The sequence below is a fragment of the Psychrobacter sp. GP33 genome, from assembly GCF_014119005.1.
GTDB lineage: Bacteria > Pseudomonadota > Gammaproteobacteria > Pseudomonadales > Moraxellaceae > Psychrobacter.
Map to the genome: position 1 here is coordinate 43,759 of NZ_JACGYX010000007.1, position 20,556 is coordinate 64,314.

The window sequence follows — 20,556 nt, forward strand, 5'->3', positions numbered from 1 at the left end:
AACAGTGGATTTCTTAGAAAATAAAAATTTCTCTACATTAAATGGAGAAATACTATCCAAGACAACTGATAGAGAAAAACTTAAATACTTTAAAACAGTTGTAGCTCGCTCTGATTATAATGACGCAAAAAGAGGTGTACGTGCCTTCGCTTCATATTTATTAGGGAAAAAACTGATAAGCATGGATGAATATGTCTCTCTTTTTGGAGGCCATGCAGTTAATTACATCTCTTTAGACAATGACGGTAATTTTTACGATTTAAAATTAAATACTCCAATAGGTAAGTTGTTAGAAACTTACAGTAAAGCTAAATATGGAAGTATAGAAGACATTAGACTACTGGCGGGAATTGTAATTTCAAATCTTAGTCAAGCACTTAATTATCCCAATAGCCATTGGCGAAAAATGTTCGAAGAGGCGAGGTTAGATGGTGGAAATGTAGTGATGATGACAACAGGGTGGCGTAATGTTCCTTCTACAGCAAATATCATTTATGAAATAGTAGTTGAAAATATTAATCTAAAGCTAGCTAATCTGGGATTGCCTACAATAATTAATATCAAATTGCCTCGACTTGCTCCTGCTTGTGAGAACTATGCAAGCTTAAGCAGTGAGGAAAGAGAAATTGTTAACGTAAAACAAGATCATGTTATTCCTGCAGAAAATTTCTATAAATGGTCAAGTACGCACGTTATTTTTGGTGATGATGTTTTAGTTACAGGAGCTACTGCAGATAAAGTATTTTTTGAGTCTATGCGCAACGGAGCTAAATCTTTTCAATCAATTTATCCAATAGCTATAGATCCTATTAAAGCTATTAGGGATGCGTCAGCTGAAGAAAAGTTGAATATGAGTTTAGTAAAGGAGATTTTAGATGATGAGGTGATCAAGTTTTTATCACATCCTGACTTTACACCTGTCCTTAGAACATTAAGATTGGTTCTCTCTGAGAATAATATTTTAGCTTTTGAGCGTTACTTACCAAAAATACCTTCGAAAAACTGTCTGAAACTTTATGTAGCAGCTTTAGGAAGCGATCTATTAGAAGATAATAGAAGCAAAGCTTCCTTGAGTATGCTGCAAGGATATTTAAAAAACCTCAATATTCTAGATGAAAGTGGCATGGTAAGGCAATGAGGATAATAACAAACCAATCAGTCATCTTGATCGTCAAGAGCCTCGGAACGACCAGCAAGCACCCAACAATAAAATAAGTCAAAACAATGTTAGTCATGGTCTTCCACCTGGCCCAGCAGATGACGATATTCCCTTCGCTCCCCACTTTGACGGTCAGTTTTAAAGTTTTTGAAATAACTATCAAAATGTTTGTACGGCTTTTATCAGCTAGTTGATCATGTAATTCCTCAAAAAGGGAATATCTGAGTTTAGGTGCTCCATGGCAATGGAGTTATGTTAAAGAAACCATAGAAATAAACTTGGTAAACTAACGACTCGATGAGGAGTTTATTATAACTAAGAAATAGCAGAGCTATAGTAAGGGGTTCAAAGTAGAAGCGGTCAAAAAAATAGTAGACAACAACATTAATCTGAGTGCAACTGTTCGGCAGTTAGGAATAGCGATGTAAACGTTATCCAATTGGCATAACAAAAGCAATCAAAGCAAGCTTGTCGATACAGATAAATATGCTCCTGAGCTTATGACAGTTCTTGAAAAAATTAAGTAACTCAAACGGCAATTAAAAATAGCTGAAGAGGAACGAGAGATGCTAAAAAAGGCCACAGTGTACTTCGCGAAAAATAGTTAGTGAAATATGACTATTCAGTTCTAGTAAGATGGCTTTTAGCCTAGTCCAGTATTCATCTTTGAGTATGGTCCGGGGCATAGCGAACGTCTAATCTTTTGGTGTGAGAACCTAAAGATTAGACGTTCGCTATTTTTTGTCATCATTTTATTCTCAATGTTCAACACGCTCTACTGATTTGTCTAAACTTTCTCTATCTCAATGGTGTTCCATTTACCTTCTTTTAGCAGCACTAGAATTTTAACGTCTTGGTCGTGCGTAATACCTGCTTCTTTGATTACCCTGCTTGGGATATGATAATCTTCTAAAAAAGCAAAGTTTGGATTAGTGATATCCACATCTGTTCCTTGGGCTTGATCGTAGCTTAGTGTCCTGCCATCTTTTTTATACTTAAGCCTAACCTCACCGTAAACACTCTTAACGATAGCGTTGTTGGTTTTATCTGTATCAGTCGCATCAAGTACTTTTGCCATCTTTTTCTTGAACTTAGTGTTGTAGTGCATGAAATACTTAATGGCGATACACTTACCAACTTTCGGCTCAATTTTGGAATTAGCAAATAGGATATTACCGTTTATAGCCTCACTGTGATGATAGTGGAATAGCTCTCTATTCTGATTAACACCGTCAATGACTGCGATAGCTTCCATCGCATTACCAATAATGTCTTTATAGGTAGTATCTGACTTTTCAACCAAGACTGCAGTATGACGTTCTTTGGCTTTATCGTAGTAAACCTTGCATTTGATTACATCGTTAATCTTGGTGTTTCTTAGTGCTTTAAATCGACGACTTTTAGTGACTATCTCAATATCTTGTAAGTTACTCACCGCAATCATTTCATCGCTCTTGTCGTTCTTGGTACTTGTCCAAGCCTGAAACACTAGGAAGTCTTGCCACGCAATATCTTTGTAGATATAACTCTCAGCAAGCTCAGTATTTTTTCTATAGTAATTTCTGTCGTAATCCAAAGCGGTTACTTCGGACAAGCCAGCCATCAATTTATTAAATTCTTGCGATATTTTCCATTCTTTGAATTTTCGATGACTCTCATAAGTTTCCAGCTCTCTTTTTGCTTCCCGTAAACTCTGCTGATTAATTAACAGCGTCGCCAAGTTGAGTCTAATATCACCTAAAAAATCTTCTGCAGGCTGTTTGCTGATCGCCATGCAAAGCATAGATATGGCAATTTTTGGTTCACTTGCCTGTAATAATTTAGCGAGTTCATGCCAAGCATAAGCTTGATCGTTAAGACTTAGCAGTACATCTTTATATAAGGTAATTGCTTTATCAGGCTCACCAACCTTGATTAAGACCCGTGCATAGTTCCTGAGTGCCCAAACATCCTTATTATAATGGGTGGCTGCTTTTTCAAAGAGCGGTTGCATCCACCGTACTTCATCTGGATTTTGATTTTGATTGTCTTTAATAGAGTCGATTAACTTACTGAGTGCTTTTTCAACTAATGACTTAGTAGGCTTGTCGTTATAGACACCTCTAACCCAATCTTCTCTCTGGAAGTTTTGTACGCCCCAACGCTGTAGGAAGCTAGGGAATCGCCATGTTTGAGTCTCAATCATCGTTCTCTCTGCTACCACAAGTATTTCCGAATGCCATTTACCTGCGCCATAGCCTGAATAGTTATTTACATACCTATCTAAGATATTCCACAGGTCATGCAACCGATTTTCTTTATTAGCATTCATCGCCAACCAAAAAATACTTTCACAGTAACTGTCTATCAGCGATATGTTGTGCGGTATCTTTATTCGCTTATCAAGATCGTTGAAGTCAATAACAGAGGGTGAGTTGACCAATTCCTTACCAAGCCGCTCTAAGAGAGCTGCCGTCACTTTTCCTTGGTACTCACTTGGTCTTACATCCTCTGGACTAAGATAAGCAGGATTCCAACTTAAGAAATATTTGTAAATATCAATACCTTGATTTGAGCGACTGTAGTACATCACAAACGCTAGTATCTGAGAATGCAACATGCTCGGCTTCTCAACGTTCAGGTTGTTGTATTCAACTAGCATTCTTTTTACCGCAAGCACAGGCATCTGCTCAGCCTCGGCTTTAAGGCATCTGTAAATTGCCCAGCCATACTTTTCAGCCTGCGAAACAGGTAGGTTGCCATACTGACTGCTTATAGCTCTAAATTCATTCAATGCCTGTTGATGCTGGTGTGCCTTACTTAACCTGTTGGCGTTTTCAACAGCGTGATTTGTCGGACTCATTTGCACTCTAAGTCGCTCAATGCCCTCATTGATGTATTGGTCGTTCAGGCGCATGTTTACCAGCTGATTGAACCAATTGTTAGCGTTACTAGGGTTGTTCTTTAACTCAGCCTTAACTATGTCGTGTAATACCCACGCCAATGCTCTTTGTACCCACTCGTCATTCCTATCCGCGTTATAAAGCGTCATAGCTAACTGATGGGCTTGTTGTAAGTTACCTTGCTTACGAAGTGCTGTGACTTGATTAGTGCCACTATCAGCGTATTTATTCTGATAGGAAGTGTTGTTACTGATTAATCTAGCCATTATCGTCGCTCCCTTTAGGCATGAATGATTCTAATACGTCAACGAAAGTGCTTTTGATAGCCTCGTCTGAGTATGCTGTCATAACGACTTTAGAGAATGTGCCGATATTGTTATAATTCAGCTCAACCAACAAGTACGAGCCAGCCCCTGATATTTTCATTGTGTCCTTGTATTTGTCTTCGTTTATCCACTGAATAGAGTAGCCCTTGCCATTTAATGCGTCATTAATACTCTCGTAGCAACCTGCTTTCCATTCAGGCGTGACGAACTCAAAATTCTCAAGACCCTTGGCACTGGCAAACATGCCAACCACCTTACTATTGAGATCATTGTTACTGCCTGACGCTGGCTTGACTTGCACATTACCATTCTTCTTGTATGAAAAATTGACGAGTGTGCTACTTGCGCCATCGGTTAGCTCGTATGCCTCTTGGTAGTTGTTATGGCGTATGGATTTAACCGTCAAGCCGTGAGTGCCAATCAATGTATTCACATGGTCAAAAATTTGAACGGTGATTGAGGTAAATTCGTTTTGCTCAAAACCATGCTGGCTAGGTAGCCCTTTGTCTATAGTGCTATCTAGCACCAGATAAGATGGGATTTTATTATTAGGCTTGTCCTCAATAACAATTTTGTCAAATGGTGAGATATTTTCAATGTTTACGATGTTGACCTTACGGTTGGCTCTAGTGATGCCTGAGTACAACCAACGAAAGTAAGCGTCATTCATCGTACCTCTGTTGGCTGGCTTCGCATCAAGCAAGATACTATCCCATCTGTACGACATGGCTTTATTGACAGTGATGCACCACCCATAACGCAAATGAAGGCTATTGGATAGTTTGAAGTAATCACTTGATGTGTCGTGTCTTACCATTCGCATAGAGTCGCGTTTATGGTACTTAGCTGCCTTTTTAACAATGCGCTTCAACGTCGCTTCTTCTTGCTTAAGTTTAGTAATGACTTTTTCGCCATTCTCTAATCTAACCTTGAGAGTTTCGATAATACCTAGTTGATCTTGGTATGCTTTTGATGCCATGACCTCCATTTCAGCTTGCGAACCCTCAAAAGGGTAGGACTTAAGCAGTATGTTTAGCTTCTGATTGATTAGAATCTTAATGGCTAGTTTTTCATCTTCCGATAAGTCTTCGGCAAGATAGTTTTCTAAGTAGCAGGTTTCTACTGTTTCTCCTGAGTCGCACAATTTAAGAGTCAGGTCTTTGAAGAATAACGTAATAGGCTCTTTGTTTTTTCTTTCGACAACATGGGTTGTTGATTCGCCAGTATCAACAACCCATGCAAAGTCGCCATTAAATATTCGCTTGGCAGGATTGATGGTGTCATCCACTGAGAGCGCATTTACATTATTATTGATTAGGACGAGATCGTCTGTCGTAAGGATAATGCCATTCTTGAGCAGCGTTTTCTTAATCCACAGATTGACCGCACTACAGGATTTATTGGTGTAGTTTAGAATTTTGAAATCGTTTTTTAGATTGTCTGCAATCAGTTTGGGTGTATCGCTTCTATCTAGCAGTGTGAAGTTATCGCCATAGTCAAAACTAAGATTGTTGAAGCGTTTTTTGTCGATATCATCAACTAAATAACGAGCCTGCGCGGTTATGTCATTACCCTGTTTAGGGGTTAGTGAGAAAACCTTGGATTCATTCTTTAGTTTAAGGTGTGAGGTATAGAACAATGTATTAAGCGCATTTTCATCTTTTTTACCCATAATCATGTGGTATTGATCGCCAATAAATATGACCTTACGTTTACTTTCGCCCAAATTCATGAATGTCAGGAAGTCGGCAAGCACTCTGCCTGTACCGAACTGCTTTATGAGTGGCTGAACAAATGAATTGGAAAGCAGATGTGCTTCATCGACGATGTAAAGGGTTTTATCTTCATCGTCGCAACTCTTTATAGGGATAATCTCTATAAACCCATCCAAACCTGAGTCATCTTCTACCACATCAATCACATCGGACTTATCGCCTTTTTTGCCGTCGTATTCCTCAACAAATTGACTGCTACCGCCATAAATATAGCCGTACATACTACTAAAATCGCTATTATCATGTAAAAGGTTCTTTATCACTTTGTATGAGGTCGCTAATAACTCAACTTGAAGAAACCCATGTCTGAAAGCCATATCTTTAATATGAGGTATTAAATAGGACTTGCCGCTTTGTGATGCAGCTTGAAGTATAAACACCTTTTCATCATCGTCTTCTAGGAACTGCTTGATGTACTGCAAAGCTGCTTCTTGGTCGGCATAAAGGCTATTACTACCAATTCTCTCAGCCACGCCAAAATCAATATCAAATTTAGGCCTGGTAGTAATCTTAGGTTCATTCACAACATCAGGCGTTGTATCAACCACCACAACATCTTCACTATATGCTTCATTTAACTGAAAGCTATCAGCCTTAAACACATCTTTAAATATCTCAAATGATTTACCACTAAGATTGACTTCATCGTCGGTTACATCAAGGATGTCCTTAATGACCTCTAAGTAGCCATTTTTATCTGTTATGAAAAAATCTAGTTCGTCTTTTCGAGGGATTGAGCCAATTAACTCAATAGGGTGTTGGAAGCAGACTATTCGCTTGGCGTGAGAGGGGTTGAGTAGGTCGCCATGAGCTTGTATGGCTTCTTTGAGTGGGCTGTTATGATGAACCCATATCATTGCTCTCTTTTGCTGAGTGAGCTGCTTGTAGGGGTTTATATGGCTGCCACCCTTGATTAAATCACCACTTTCATTCGTCCACACTGAATCTGCAAAGTCTTTATGGTTAGGTAGGGTGATTGCACCACCAAAATTCTTGAAGTCGATTATACATACCGTGTTATTTGCAACGAGCAAGCCATCAATCTGTAGGTTCTCAGACTGAACGCATATAGAGTTACCAATAAGTATGCCCTCTAAGCCGTATCTATCAAATAACATAGATAGGTTCTGCGCGAACTCTCTAAAAAAGGTGTTCTCATAACTCCTGACTGACAAACCCCTACGAATTTCTAGCATTTCTCTTCCTTAAAAACAACGACTTCACATATAGAAACTATAATGACAACTTAGAACTCTCTCCTGTAGCAAAACCAATGAAGAAGTATTTTTAGGTCGTTTTATCAGACTTGCCATTTGACCTAGATATATTAATAAAGACCTGTAGTAGAGCAAAGAGAACAACAATAGTAGATATCTTGTGAAGAGATATCTACTATTGTTACTTCTTAGATCGTATGGCTTTAGCTATGATAGTTTGTTCCATAGTCAGACCATTACTGAGGATATCTTCATTTTCAATATCAGGAACAGATAAGTTTTTAAGTGTACAATCCGTACCCACTGGAGTACTAGCAATTACTAACTCGAAGGTACGTGGGTATTCACCCTTCTTATTATGATACCTGAGTGTCAAACCGTTCTGACTGGCCATATCACGTATGTAGCCCCAATCACGTTTGATATCACCGTCGGTATATCGTCTATTCATTATTGTTAGCCTTTAAAATCCCGTAGAATTAGGTTTGTGGAAGTTAATAGAGTGATTGTATTTTAGTTTGCTTAATTCTATGCTTAAAAACCCCCGTTAAATTGCTGACAGTCTTTGAGTGCGCGACAGCGACGTCTGCTATCCTGACATATATAGACTATTTCATCAAATATATAGGTATCGTCGATTGAATGTAAAAACGATAAGGTACTAATATTATGAATTTTTCGCAGCCTTTGTCATGCATTCTGCATCAAGAAAAATCTATACCATTAGTAAGTTAATATACATGACTCTTTTTTATTTAGACCTAACTATATCTCTAGTTTTATTATTTTCAGTTGATAGCTATCTAGATAATATTCCAGTGTAAACGTAGTAATCGCATAGAGGCCACTGCTGGTAAAGCTATATAAGAGCTAATATAAGGAAATAGGAGCTGTTCCATATACTGTCGCACTTTTTGACGCTTTTTTGCGTGACTTTCGGCTTCATATTGACTGCGTATTGTTAAAATATAAAAACTGATCCATCTTTTTTCTGTCTGAAGCATAAAGAATATATACCATCTTGGAAAAGACGTTTTTTTGTATGCTGTTATCGATTTTCTCATATAGCATAGGGTCTTTAAGCAGCTCTTTTATGCTTTTTTCAAAATCATCTATGTAATAATCTACTGACATTTTAAAAAGCGTCGCACGTTTAGCCATCAAAAATTCGCTAATATATAATGCTTGAACCCATATTTTGTATGTGCGTGGAGTTGCACTAATTGTGCGATACTTAACTAGACCTCTTGCAAAAGTCATAGACCAAGCTCGAAATTAACGACACTGGCGAATAGCTTCACCCTAAGATCATAGCGCTGTCGACGGTTGCGATATTTATGGGCGACGATTTTGAACAATTTAATTAAGCCTATCTTATGTTCAACCATGATGCGAAACTTAGCCAAATAGTGATTGGCTTGTTTGCAAAGGTCTAACAACTGACCGCCACGAGGCTTTTAAAGGGAATGAAGCTTTGTTTATGTAACTTTGCAATGCCCTGATAGCCACTATCTGCTAATAACTTAGCGTCATTGGGAAGCCAATCAGGACAAGTTTCCTTGTAAAGCTTAAAATCGTGGATAGACCCTTCACAAGTTTGAACGTCAAGTATCAAACCGGTTTGCCAATGAACGATAATCTGAGCTTTTAAGGTGTGCTGTTTTTTCTTACCGCTGTAGTAGTCTCTTTGGTTTTTTTTGGACGCTCAATTGGGGTTTCAGTCGCATCGACAATGACGACTGACCAATTAATATCGTCATCAACTCTACTAGGAAGCTTTTTAGGCAATTCAAAGCTACCCGAATCAATATATCTTCTACTTTACGAATGATACGGCTGGCAGAAGACTCATGAATACCAAAGTCCATACTGATGTGGTACAGCGTCCGGTATTCACGCCAATAAGTAAGAGCCAGTAATATCTGTTCCTCAAGACTAAGCGCGCTTGGTCGTCCTGATTTAGTCTTTTGTGCTTCATGCTGCTGCATAGCATCCAGCATTTCATGGAAGGTCGCTTTATGAATGCCCGTATAGCGTTTAAAGCCAGCATTATCTTGTGCGAGAAGCTTATGTATATTTGGCATGGTTCCTAGCCAGTTGTAAATGTATGAGTTATTGTAAAATACTCTGCTACTTTTGCAAGAGGTCTACTAACTTATGACTTTTCTGAAATTGTTTAATTATATTTTTTGTAGATTGTGTGGCTGCTGTAACGGCTTTAGTATATGATTCGTGACGTTTTTTAGCTAATTGGCATTGTTCAGCATTGATTCGCCAAGCTAAATTCCTATGATATGCTGGAGGTAATACAGTAATGATTTTGCCATAGCGTTCATCTTGGATAGCTACATAGCAAAACTTATCTTTAGGACTAAAAAATAATAAATGACGGCGATAAGAACCTGCATATTGACCAATATTCACACATGCCCCACCCCATTATCAAGCAAAATCATTAGCTCTAAAATATTCATAGATGTACGTTGAGCGATGCGTTTAGCAGCATGAGATGATGGGTAGGCAAAACGCTGTTGACGAATTTGGTATGAGTTTTCTATTGAGAAGGATTCTTCCAGTTCTTTTTGGTTCATAAAATCATACGCCTAGTCATGTTTTAGCTATTATTGTGTAGCGTTGATAAGCCTACACTTCATCCTCTCTAATATTATAATTTTAGTCAACAAATATAGATAAAATATTGACTTGGACTTAATAAAATAAATTAAAAAAAGATATCTATTAATTGTAGGTATTATAAATCAAGCTAGATAAACAGTTTCTGTAGGAGTTGTACGGTCATAGTAAGGCATGACTTTTGGATCTAATTGTTTAGAGTTAGGATATAAATATCTACAGATTACAATAGAAGAGGTAAGGGCGAGGTCTGATCTTGTTCCAACAGATAGTTTATTAGAGTTAACAGCTATACCTGTTACAATATTATGTAACACCAACATTCAGTTTTATCAGAAGAGTTAATGGTTAATGCAAAAAGCTGTTTTTGTAGATTAGATTTTTATTCACCAGAAATAAAGTAAGACTTAGAGCTTATTTTTTTTGTATTGAAAAATGCGGTAAGTTTATAAAAGTAAATCAGATTCGCCTAACTTGCCATGTTTTTTACTTAATAATCATTTTAAGTGATAAATAAAATTGGAATCAAGGTATGAGCATTAAGCAACAAGCAGAAAGTTATTTGAAGCTAGCATTAGATGACCCTAGTGCTTTTTTCCATGATGGACAGTGGGAAAGTATATCAGAGCTATTAGATGGAAATAGAGCTCTCGTTATTCAGCGTACGGGTTGGGGAAAAAGTATGGTTTACTTTCTCACAACGAAGCTATTGCGTGAGAAAGGTTCTGGCCCGACACTGCTGATCTCTCCTTTATTGTCACTGATGCGAAACCAACTTGAAGCTGCTGAAAGAATTGGTCTAACCGCTCGAACTATTAATGGCACAAATACAGAATACTGGGAGCATATTGAAACTGAGCTAAAAAAAGATCAAGTTGATATTTTACTTATTTCACCAGAACGATTAGCAAATGATCGGTTTCGCCAAAATGTTTTAGCCAGTCTAACCAATAATATTGGACTGTTTGTTATTGATGAGGCTCATTGTATTTCAGATTGGGGGCATGACTTTAGACCAGACTATCGTCGTATTGTACGTGTACTTCAACTTATGCCTTCCAATGTTCCAGTTTTAGCAACGACAGCAACAGCTAATGATCGTGTAGTGGAGGATATAGAAACTCAGCTAGGTCATGACCTTGTCTTACTAAGAGGGTCATTGGTTCGTAAGAGTTTAAAACTTCAGAATATCGTCATACCTAGTCAAGCCGCTAGAATGGCTTGGTTAGCAGAAGTTATTCCGACGTTAAGTGGTAGTGGAATTGTTTATACCCTTACCCAGCGTGATGCTGACCGTGTTTCTGAATGGCTTCAAATTAATGATATTACAGCTGAGGCATATCACTCAGATGTAATAGATAGAGAAAGACTAGAGCAGAAACTCTTAGGGAATAAGATTAAGGTATTGGTGGCTACAGTAGCGTTAGGAATGGGCTTCGATAAGCCTGATCTTGGATTCGTTATACATTTTCAACGTCCATCATCTGTTGTACATTACTATCAACAAGTTGGTAGGGCGGGGCGGGCTGTGGATGAGGCTTATGGTGTTCTGCTTTGTGGCGAAGAAGATGATATGATCGCTAATTTTTTTATAAACAATGCCTTCCCTCCTCAACAACATATTCTGGATATTCTTGAAGCTTTAGATAAGTCCGATTCTGGATTAAGTGTTCCTGAACTACAGCGTGTTTTAAATTTAAAGAAAAGTCAAATCGAAAAAACAATAAAGTTTCTAACTATCGAATCACCATCACCTATTCAAAAAATGAAAAGTAAGTGGTTAGCGACTGCGGCTGCAGTGAATTACCAGATAGACCAGGCAAACATAGATGGAATCAAGGATATACGAAAAGCTGAACAACAACAAATGCGTACATATATGCATAGCCCAGACTGCCTGATGGCATTTTTACAAAGTGCTTTAGACGATCCATTATCAACAAACTGTGGGCAGTGTAGAAATTGTGCACCAGAATTGCTATTGAAAGAAAGCTATAATGAAGATATAGCTAACCGAGCAGGTATATTTTTAAAGCAAAACTATCAACCTATCTTGCCAAGGAAAAAATGGCCAGCGTCTAATCTGTTCACTATATCCCCATTAGCTGGCTCTAATATCCATGCTAATCAACTTGCTGAAGAGGGACGTGCATTAAGTTTGTGGCGTGATTCTGGCTGGGGACAGCTTGTTGCAAATGGAAAGTATCAGACTCATAGGTTTGAAGATGAGCTGGTGATAGCCTGTGTAGAGATGCTTAAAAAATGGGCTCCAAACCCAGCTCCCAAATGGATAACCTGTATTCCATCATTCAATCAACCTACGCTTTTAGCAGACTTCTCATCTAGATTAGCAGATGCTCTTGATTTACCATTTGTACCATGTATAGAAAAGTCATCTTCTAATATTCAGCAAAAACAGATGCAAAATAGCTATCAGCAAGCTAAGAATCTTGATGGTGCTTTTACTATTAATGACGCGTGTTTAACTGGAGAATGTTTGTTAATTGACGATATGGTTGATTCTAGATGGACTTTTACTGTGGCTTCAGCTTTACTTAGACAAGCAGGTTGTACTGCTGTATATCCAATGGCATTAGCCTTAAATTCTCCAAGAGCAGACTAGTAATGAGTAATAGTTTAACAGAAGATACAAAAGCGACTATTCTATTATTTGGAGTATTCGGTAAAGCACGTTCAGAAAAGCCATTATCTTTGAGGGAGTATACTTCTCTGGTTCGTTGGCTGGTGAAAGTCGACCTACGACCTAAAGATTTATTATATAAAGACAATGTTAGTGAAGCTTCTATAGGTGCAAATATTGATCACCAGCGTTTAGTTTCATTATTAGGAAGAGGTGTACAGCTTGGGTTTGCTGTCGAAGAATGGCAACAAGCTGGAATTTGGATTATTAGTAGAAGTGATTCAGATTATCCTACGCGTTACAAAAAACATCTCAAAGATAAGTCGCCTCCACTGCTATTTGGTATAGGAAATCGATCCCTATTAAATGAAGGTGGACTTAGTATTGTGGGCTCTCGAAACGTAGATAAAGTAGGTGAGTCATTTACGAGGCATGTTGCGCAGATATGTGCTGACAATCGATTACCAGTTATATCAGGAGGAGCTCGAGGGGTAGATCAAACTTCTATGGATGCGGTGCTTGAGGCTGGTGGTAAGTCTGTGGGCGTTCTTGCAGATAGTCTACTGAAAAAAAGTTTAGAACGTAGTACTCGGCATGCAATTTCTGACGAACGGCTTTTGCTGATTTCGCCTTATAACCCTAGTGCTGGTTTTAACGTGGGGAATGCTATGGGCAGGAATAAGTTGATTTATGCCTTGTCTGATTATTGCCTTGTAGTGAGTGCTGATCATAAAAAGGGTGGGACTTGGGCTGGAGCTGAGGAAGAGCTTAAGCGAGAAAATGCATTACCTGTTTTTGTAAGAATAGGAGGCAATGTGCCACTTGGGAATACTAAGCTGATAGAAATGGGTGCAATAATTTGGCCATCCCATATTGAAAGCAGTAATTTTAAACAAAAGCTTCATGACTCAATAAGTGAGTGTGGAGAGAAACCTTTGCAGCAAAACCTAAGTCTTTTTGAGAGTAATGTTAGTGAAGGTATTACTAATGTAGAAATGTCTTTTTTAGCGAACGAATCTATAGAAGTTGAAACATTAGTTGCTGATAAGAAATTTGATAGACAGCATGAATCTGTTTCTATATATGAATTAGTTATGCCAGTAATCTTAAATGAGTTAGATAGCCCTTTGACATCGAGTCAGTTAGCAGAAGTTTTAGATATAAATACGACTCAACTCAATATATGGTTAAAGCAAGCCGTTGAAGATCAGAAAGTAGTAAAGCTATTTAAGCCAGTACGATATCAAAAAGCGAAACCATAGACATGAATACTTCATAAAAGTATGAACCGCCCCGGGATTGTCGGAGACTTAACATTCTGAGAGAATATGACAATGAAAAGACAAACCTACACTCCCGAAATTAAAGAACGCGCCGTTCGCATGCTGATAGTAGCGTCGAGCGACTATCCCTCCACATGGTCAGCTATCCAAGCCATTGCACCTAAGATTGGCTGCACGCCTGAAACCCTGCGATCATGGCATAAGAAGCACATACAACAAACCATTCCTGCCTCAGTACAAGCTCAAAGCCAAGAGCAACGTATTAAAGAGCTTGAACGCGAAAACAGAGAGCTCAAGCAAGCCAACGAGATAATACGCAAGGCTGCTGCTTTTTTCGCCTAGACGGAGCTCGACCGTCCACTCAGATAATGGTTCAGTCTATTGATGACTATAGAGGTAGTTATGGGGTCGAGCTGATTTGTAGAGTCCTCCGGATTGCCGCATCAACCTATCATCGTGAAAAATATTTAGCTAATAATCCTGAAAAGAGCTCACAGCGGCAGCAACATGACGACTTTTACATCGGTGAGATTAAACGTATTTGGCAGGTCAGTAAGTGCCGTTAAGGTGTTCGTAAAGTCTGGCAACAGATGAAAGCTGATGGGTTAAAGGCTTCTCGTTGCACCATAGAGTGTTTAATGAAGCAGTATGGTCTACAAGGCGTCTGGCGTGGCAAAAGCAAGATTACCACCAACAGCCGTGATGATCAAAAACGCGCTGATGACCTAGTCGAACGCAACTTTAATGCCCATCGTCCTAATCAGCTTTGGGTGGCGGATTTCACCTATATCAAGACGACAAGCGGCTGGGTCTATACCTCCTTTATCATTGATGTGTTTGCTCGCGCTATTGTGGGCTGGAAAGTATCGAATCGGATGAATACCGATATGGTGATGGCTGCGCTAAATCAGGCGATAGTAGATAGAAACCATCCCAAAGATGTCATTCATCACAGTGATCGAGGGGTTCAGTACTTATCCATTAGCTACACGGATAAGATGGCTGACTGTGGTGTGATTGCGTCTGTTGGCACTACGGGTGACTCTTATGACAATGCACTGGCTGAAACGGTCAATGGGCTTTACAAGTCTGAGGTGATTCATTATTTAAAAGAGAGCTGGACTGGCGTTAAGTATATTGAATTAGCCACGCTTGAGTGGGTGGACTGGTTTAATAAAACCCGTTTGCACAGCACGATTGGATATGTGTCACCCTTTGAGTTTGAAAAGCGGTATTATGATAATTTAATCCTGTCAGGCATCGCTGCCTGACTCAAGTAAAATACTCTCCGATATAGTCGGGGCGGTTCAGTATATTTCCAAAATTTTTTATAAATAATAAATATTTATATCGTATTTAATGTTTATAAGTTTAGCCATAGGTTAATTGATTGTGTGCTGATATATACAGATTAAAAGCCAGAAATTACGCTACTGTAAAGATTGAAGGGTTTAATAGCCATCTATTTTGTGTTACTTAGTTACATCAATAATAAAATATATCAACAGCAAAATAATGTTGTTGTTGAGATTAGAAAGACATTAAAGTGCAAAGAAAATAGCGAGAGTTCTGGAATGAAAGTTCAAATAGTAAATCCTAATATTGCAAACTTTGTAGCTTCTATACGTGATGTAGGCTATACATTTGAAATTGCTGTTGCTGACGTTATTGATAACAGTCTGAGCGCGGGTGCCATACATATAGAAATTTATTCAGTACCTACAGATGACGGCTTAATACTGACTTTATATGATGATGGATACGGTATGGATGATGCTGAGCTTAAAGAAGCAATGCGATTAGCTACCAAAAATCCAAACGAAGAACGCATTAAAAATGATTTGGGACGATTCGGGCTAGGGTTAAAAACAGCCTCATTCTCTCAGTGTAAAAAGCTAACTGTTGCTTCAAAAAAAAATGATTCTATTTCCGTAAGATGCTGGGACTTAGATTTTATTGCTAAACGCAATAGTTGGGATTTACAAGTTTTAGAAGTTAAAGATATTAAAGACATTCCTTTATTCAATAAATTATCAGAAAATGAGTCTGGCACGCTTGTTATTTGGGAAAATATAGATAGATATCAAGCTGAAGAAATCTCAACAAAGATAAATGACTTGTCAAACCACCTATCTTTGGTTTTTCACCGATTTTTAGAAGGTGAACTCAGAAACCAAAAAGTAAGAATTATCTTAAATAATCAAAAAATAGAACCTCACAATCCTTTTAATATTAATCACCCAGCAACATTAAAGATGCCGTCAGATAAATTAAGTATATACGGTAAGGCCTATTTAGTTACACCATTTATCCTTCCACATCATACTAAGGTTTCAAGTGAAGAATGGCAAAAATATGAGACTAAAGAAGGTTACATTAAGTCCCAAGGTTTTTATTTATATAGAGAGAAACGATTATTAACATATGGAACATGGTGGGGACTTCATAAAGCAAAAGATGCTCATAAACTTGCTAGAATAAAAATAGATATAACAAACGATCAGGATCAATACTGGGGAATAGATGTAAAAAAATCTAGAGCAGACCCAGTACCTGCTATTAAAAGAGAGTTAAGACGCATTGTATCCAATGTAACAAAAACTTCATTTAAACCGTTCAAGGAACGTGGAAGAAGAATTAATAAAAGAGGTGTCGAGCCTTTTTGGGAACTTTATATGGATGGAGAACAGGCTAGCTTTAGGACAAATCAGACGCATCCGGTCATGAAGCAGCTACTTAATATTCTTAACGAAGAACAGTTGCAGTTATTTAATTTATTTTATAAGGGATTAGAAACCTATTTACCACTTCAATCAATTCAAGCTCAAATGCAGTCTAAACCACATTTAATAAACCAGAATACATTAAATTCAGATGAAGTTAAAAATATTATTGAGTTGTTAAGAAAGAAAGGGTTTGATGAAGAGTGGATTGAACGTCTTGAACGTACTGAGCTTTTGAAATAAGGATAATAAAATGAAAGAGTACGAAGTTATTAAAAACTATATCTTAGCAATGCTTATAAGTAAGAAAAAAAATAATGAACAAGGTTTAGTATCTAGTGATATTGAAAACGAGATTTCTAATGTTAAAGATCTTTGGGAAAAGTTAGATCATGAGCTTTTTTATAGGATAGTAGGCAGCTCTGAAAAAGACTTTGTTGATTTTCCTCTTGATGATTACTTTGAAAAAATGAAAAGAGAGTTTGAAGAGCAGTTTAACGTTAGACTTGAAAAAGGTGTATTGATACAAGGCGAAAACTCTCAAAAAAGAGATACTTCTTGGTGGACAAATAGAGTTAAGCAAGAAGGAGATAATTACTATTCTGGACGTAACTTAAAATATTTGAAAGAACAAGGAAGTTTGTCTATACCAGTAATTCAAACTATAAATATAGATACAGATAATATTTTAGATAATATTGAAAATCCTAAAACTGAATCTTTCGACATTCATGGAATGGTTGTTGGTCATGTACAATCAGGTAAAACAGGCAACTACTCAAACTTAATTTGTAAAGCGGCAGATGCTGGTTATAAATTTATTGTTGTAGTTGCCGGTGGCACTAATATTCTAAGAAGTCAAACACAAGAACGTATAAATAATGACTTCATTGGATTTTCTGGAGGTTCAAAAGTTGGGGTTGGACTATTAGCAGGTTATGAGAATACTCGAAAACCAGTAAGCCTAACTACCCTTGATGCTGATTTTAATAAAGCAGATGCAATAAAAGCATCTCAAGGCTTAAGTTTTGATACTATCTCAACCCCAGTAGTTCTAGTTATTAAAAAAAATACAACAACACTAACTAATGTAATTAATTGGCTTGCAAGTCAATATAGAGGTGAGATTACGGAGCATGCAATACTGATGATAGACGATGAATCAGACTATGCCTCTATAGATACATCTAAAGAAGAGGACGACCCAAGCACAATTAATCGAAAACTAAGAAAACTCTTAAGTATATTCACGCGCAAGAGTTACATTGCATACACAGCTACACCTTATGCCAATGTTTTTATTGATGACGAAGCTAAACATGAAGAAGAAAAGGATCTTTTTCCTGAAGATTTTATTTACGCATTAGATGTTCCAAGTAATTATTTTGGTGCAGAAAAAATTTTCTTAGGAGAAGATCGATATTTAATTAGCGTTAATGACTATAAGGACTTATTACCATCTAAACACAACAAGCATTCTATAGTAATCGGTCTTTCTAAAAGTCTAAAAGAGGCAATCCATACATATTTAATAAACATTGCTATAAGGCATTTAAGAGGACAGGTTTCCAATCATAATAGTATGCTCATACATATTTCAAGGTTTACAAACATTCATAAACAGATATCAATTTTGGTAGATGAGTATTTAGAGCTAATACAAAATGACTTGTATTCGTACGGTAGAGTTGAAAATGCTTTAGAAAAAAGCAGTTTAATTGCAGATATATTTTTGACATATAGTAGTCACAATGTAAACGATAAACCATCATGGATAAGTTTACTTAATGAATTATCAGGCTTTATAAAAAGAGTTGTTGTTCGTGAAGTTCATGGAGAAGTTAAAGAAAACAAGCTAGAGTACATCAAATCTAAACCTACATATGCGATTGTAGTTGGAGGTCAAAGTTTATCTCGTGGTTTCACATTGGAAGGTTTGACAGTAAGCTACTTTTTGAGAAATACAAAATTCTACGACACTCTAATGCAAATGGGGCGCTGGTTTGGTTATCGAGTAGGATATGAGGACTTATGTAGAATTTACACGACTCCAAAAATTATTAATAATTTTTCAGAGATTATCTCTGCAACTAATGAATTATTCATAGACTTTGGGCGCATGTCAAATTTAAATAAGACTCCTAAAGAGTTTGGGTTATGTGTAAAAGAGTCGCCAGGCAGCGCTCTTCAAATAACAGCTAAAAATAAACAGAAGAATGCCGATTCCGTTATCCTTGACCTAAATTTAGATGGCAGAATAGTTGAGACGAGCTGGATTAAAAACAGTATAGATTCTAACAACAATAATATTATTACATTTCAAGAACTAATAAAAAGTATTGGTATTCCTGAAAACGTAGGAAAACAGTATCTATGGAGAGATGTAAGCAGATCAAAAATACAGAAATTTTTAAACAAATTTGAGATTTTTAATGCAGGAAGCTCTGAAGATGATAATCCTCTAAGCATAATTTCAAAAATGCCAACTTGGTTTGTTAAAAAATATGCTGAAGAAAAAGATACTCTTTGGGATATAGCACTCTACAGTGGTAACGGTGAAGAGTTTATTTTAAATGATTATAAAATAAAGCTTCAGGAACGTAAGTTTGACCTTTATGAGAATTATTTTGAAGTAAGAAGTAGGCAAGTATCAAGTGGTAACGCCGAATCACTTCCTTTGTATAACTTAAGCTTACAAAAAAGTATTTATAAAAGGAAAGAAGCCAGACTTTTAAGGAAAAAGCCCTTATTAATGTTGCATTTAATAGAACCAAATTTTGAAAGTAGAGAAAAATCAGTAGTCTCTCTAAAATTTACACCGCTAGCAGCTTTTGGAATTAGTTTTCATGGAGAGCCTTCTAGCGGAACAGGGACTATGTCTATTAAAGTTAATACAGTATGGTTAAGGAATTACTATCAAGGTCTTAATGATGACTACGAGGATCTAGAGCAATGAGCATTAAGTATATTGATCATCCATGGAAAGAAATGAGTAGTTTGCAGCAAAGAAGAGTGGATTCAAAACTCAACTATAATATTTTCTGGATAACAGATATTAATTGTAATTTTGGTATTTCGATTGAGTCTTCACATTTAGGCCAAAGTCAAACTCAAAATATTCAACTTAAAGGTTTTGATATCTATCTTGAAAGTATAGCAGGTACATCTAAGTTATATTTAGTTTTAACAGATAAATCTGAATGGCAAATTTTTCATAGCTTATGCTTAGATCTAATTAATACAGCCAAATCTATTTCAGATGATTATGATAAGGAACGTAAGCTCATTCCCTTACTCAGCAATAGGTTATTGCGTTGGCAGCAAATCTTACAAAAAGATAATATAAAAAAAATGTCTATAGAGCAGCAAATGGGACTATTTGGTGAACTGAGTTGCTTATATGATTTTTCTAAGAAAAGGAATTTAAGGGATTCAGTTATCGCTTGGGTAGGTTGCCAGTCAGGTAAACAAGATTTTCTGTTTGATAACCTTGCTGTTGAAGTTAAATCTAAAAAAAGCTCGTCTGGTAATAAGGTATATATATCTTCTTTAGACCAACTTCACTGCGATAAAGACCCCCTCTATCTATTAGTTTATAGCTTAACTAGTACTGAAAATGGTGAGTCGATTCAGGATATGGTGGAAAAAATAAAACTATCTATTGAAGAAGTTAATGTACAATCAAGTACAAATTTCGAGAAGAAGCTTATGGATTATGGCTATATTCATGAAATCGAAGGTGAAAACTTACTTAAATTTATAATAGATAAAAAGCAAGTATATATTGTTGATAATACCTTTCCTAAAATTAATCCTCATTCTTTAGATTCTCAAATAAGAGATGTTCGTTATTCAATTGATTTATCTCAATGCGAGAAATATAAGCGTTCATTTGAAAAACTTTTTAACTAAGGAA

Annotated in this window: 13 protein-coding genes, 2 pseudogenes and 1 other annotated feature; of the genes and pseudogenes, 8 read left to right on the forward strand and 7 right to left on the reverse strand. The window is 37.0% G+C overall.

The window, feature by feature from the left end; all coding sequences use genetic code 11:
- Positions 1-4 precede the first annotated feature (4 nt).
- Both H2245_RS10190 and H2245_RS12130 read left to right on the forward strand, forming a co-directional pair.
- Entirely contained in the window at positions 5-1,138 is a 1,134-nt protein-coding gene (locus H2245_RS10190; RefSeq protein WP_182407287.1) for a hypothetical protein, read from the forward strand.
- Positions 1,139-1,527: 389 nt separating this feature from the next.
- A pseudogene (locus tag H2245_RS12130) lies at positions 1,528-1,683 on the forward strand (IS3 family transposase); the annotation flags it as partial.
- Positions 1,684-1,946: 263 nt separating this feature from the next.
- Here the strand turns inward: H2245_RS12130 and H2245_RS10200 are convergent.
- The 7 genes from H2245_RS10200 to H2245_RS10230 all read right to left on the reverse strand — a co-directional run bounded on the left by H2245_RS10200 (position 1,947) and on the right by H2245_RS10230 (position 9,950).
- Complete coding sequence (locus tag H2245_RS10200; RefSeq protein WP_182407288.1) at positions 1,947-4,307, reverse strand: M48 family metallopeptidase; 2,361 nt, start codon at positions 4,305-4,307, stop codon at positions 1,947-1,949.
- Positions 4,300-7,338, reverse strand: a complete 3,039-nt coding sequence (locus H2245_RS10205; protein ID WP_182407289.1) for an NERD domain-containing protein — start codon at positions 7,336-7,338, stop codon at positions 4,300-4,302. The genes H2245_RS10200 and H2245_RS10205 overlap by 8 nt, the downstream gene beginning before the upstream one ends.
- 963 nt (positions 7,339-8,301) lie before the next feature.
- Positions 8,302-8,619, reverse strand: coding sequence for a hypothetical protein (locus tag H2245_RS10210; RefSeq protein ID WP_182407290.1), 318 nt, complete (start codon positions 8,617-8,619; stop codon positions 8,302-8,304).
- Positions 8,620-8,791: 172 nt separating this feature from the next.
- The gene (locus H2245_RS12230) at positions 8,792-8,998 is read right to left on the reverse strand and encodes a transposase (RefSeq protein WP_404944678.1); all 207 of its coding nucleotides are present in this window, start codon (positions 8,996-8,998) and stop codon (positions 8,792-8,794) included.
- 28 nt (positions 8,999-9,026) lie between these two features.
- On the reverse strand, positions 9,027-9,443 hold the full coding sequence (locus H2245_RS10220) for a transposase family protein (RefSeq protein WP_182407291.1): 417 nt from the start codon (positions 9,441-9,443) through the stop codon (positions 9,027-9,029).
- A 46-nt stretch (positions 9,444-9,489) separates the two neighbouring features.
- A complete protein-coding gene (locus H2245_RS10225; RefSeq protein ID WP_182407292.1) occupies positions 9,490-9,783 on the reverse strand; it encodes a hypothetical protein in 294 nt (97 codons plus the stop codon).
- Positions 9,780-9,950 (reverse strand): hypothetical protein, encoded by a 171-nt coding sequence (locus H2245_RS10230; RefSeq protein WP_182407293.1) that lies wholly within the window; start codon positions 9,948-9,950, stop codon positions 9,780-9,782. Before H2245_RS10230 ends, H2245_RS10225 begins: the two co-directional genes overlap by 4 nt.
- A gap of 575 nt (positions 9,951-10,525) precedes the next feature.
- Here H2245_RS10230 and H2245_RS10235 point away from each other — a divergent pair.
- From H2245_RS10235 to H2245_RS10260, 6 genes and pseudogenes are all read left to right on the forward strand, one after another.
- Entirely contained in the window at positions 10,526-12,616 is a 2,091-nt protein-coding gene (locus H2245_RS10235; RefSeq protein ID WP_182407294.1) for a RecQ family ATP-dependent DNA helicase, read from the forward strand.
- Positions 12,617-12,618: 2 nt separating this feature from the next.
- Complete coding sequence (locus H2245_RS10240) at positions 12,619-13,896, forward strand: DNA-processing protein DprA (RefSeq protein ID WP_182407295.1); 1,278 nt, start codon at positions 12,619-12,621, stop codon at positions 13,894-13,896.
- 72 nt (positions 13,897-13,968) lie between these two features.
- Positions 13,969-15,188, forward strand: a pseudogene (locus H2245_RS10245) (IS3 family transposase).
- Positions 14,244-14,360: a sequence feature (AL1L pseudoknot), on the forward strand. It overlaps the preceding pseudogene by 117 nt.
- A gap of 303 nt (positions 15,189-15,491) precedes the next feature.
- Positions 15,492-16,883: an ATP-binding protein gene (locus H2245_RS10250; RefSeq protein ID WP_182407296.1), complete on the forward strand. Its 1,392-nt coding sequence runs from the start codon at positions 15,492-15,494 to the stop codon at positions 16,881-16,883.
- 10 nt (positions 16,884-16,893) lie between these two features.
- Positions 16,894-19,596 carry a Z1 domain-containing protein gene (locus H2245_RS10255; protein WP_182407297.1) on the forward strand — a complete coding sequence of 901 codons (2,703 nt, stop codon included), beginning with the start codon at positions 16,894-16,896 and terminating at the stop codon, positions 19,594-19,596.
- The gene (locus tag H2245_RS10260; protein ID WP_182407298.1) at positions 19,593-20,552 is read left to right on the forward strand and encodes a PD-(D/E)XK motif protein; all 960 of its coding nucleotides are present in this window, start codon (positions 19,593-19,595) and stop codon (positions 20,550-20,552) included. The genes H2245_RS10255 and H2245_RS10260 overlap by 4 nt, the downstream gene beginning before the upstream one ends.
- Positions 20,553-20,556: the final 4 nt, after the last annotated feature.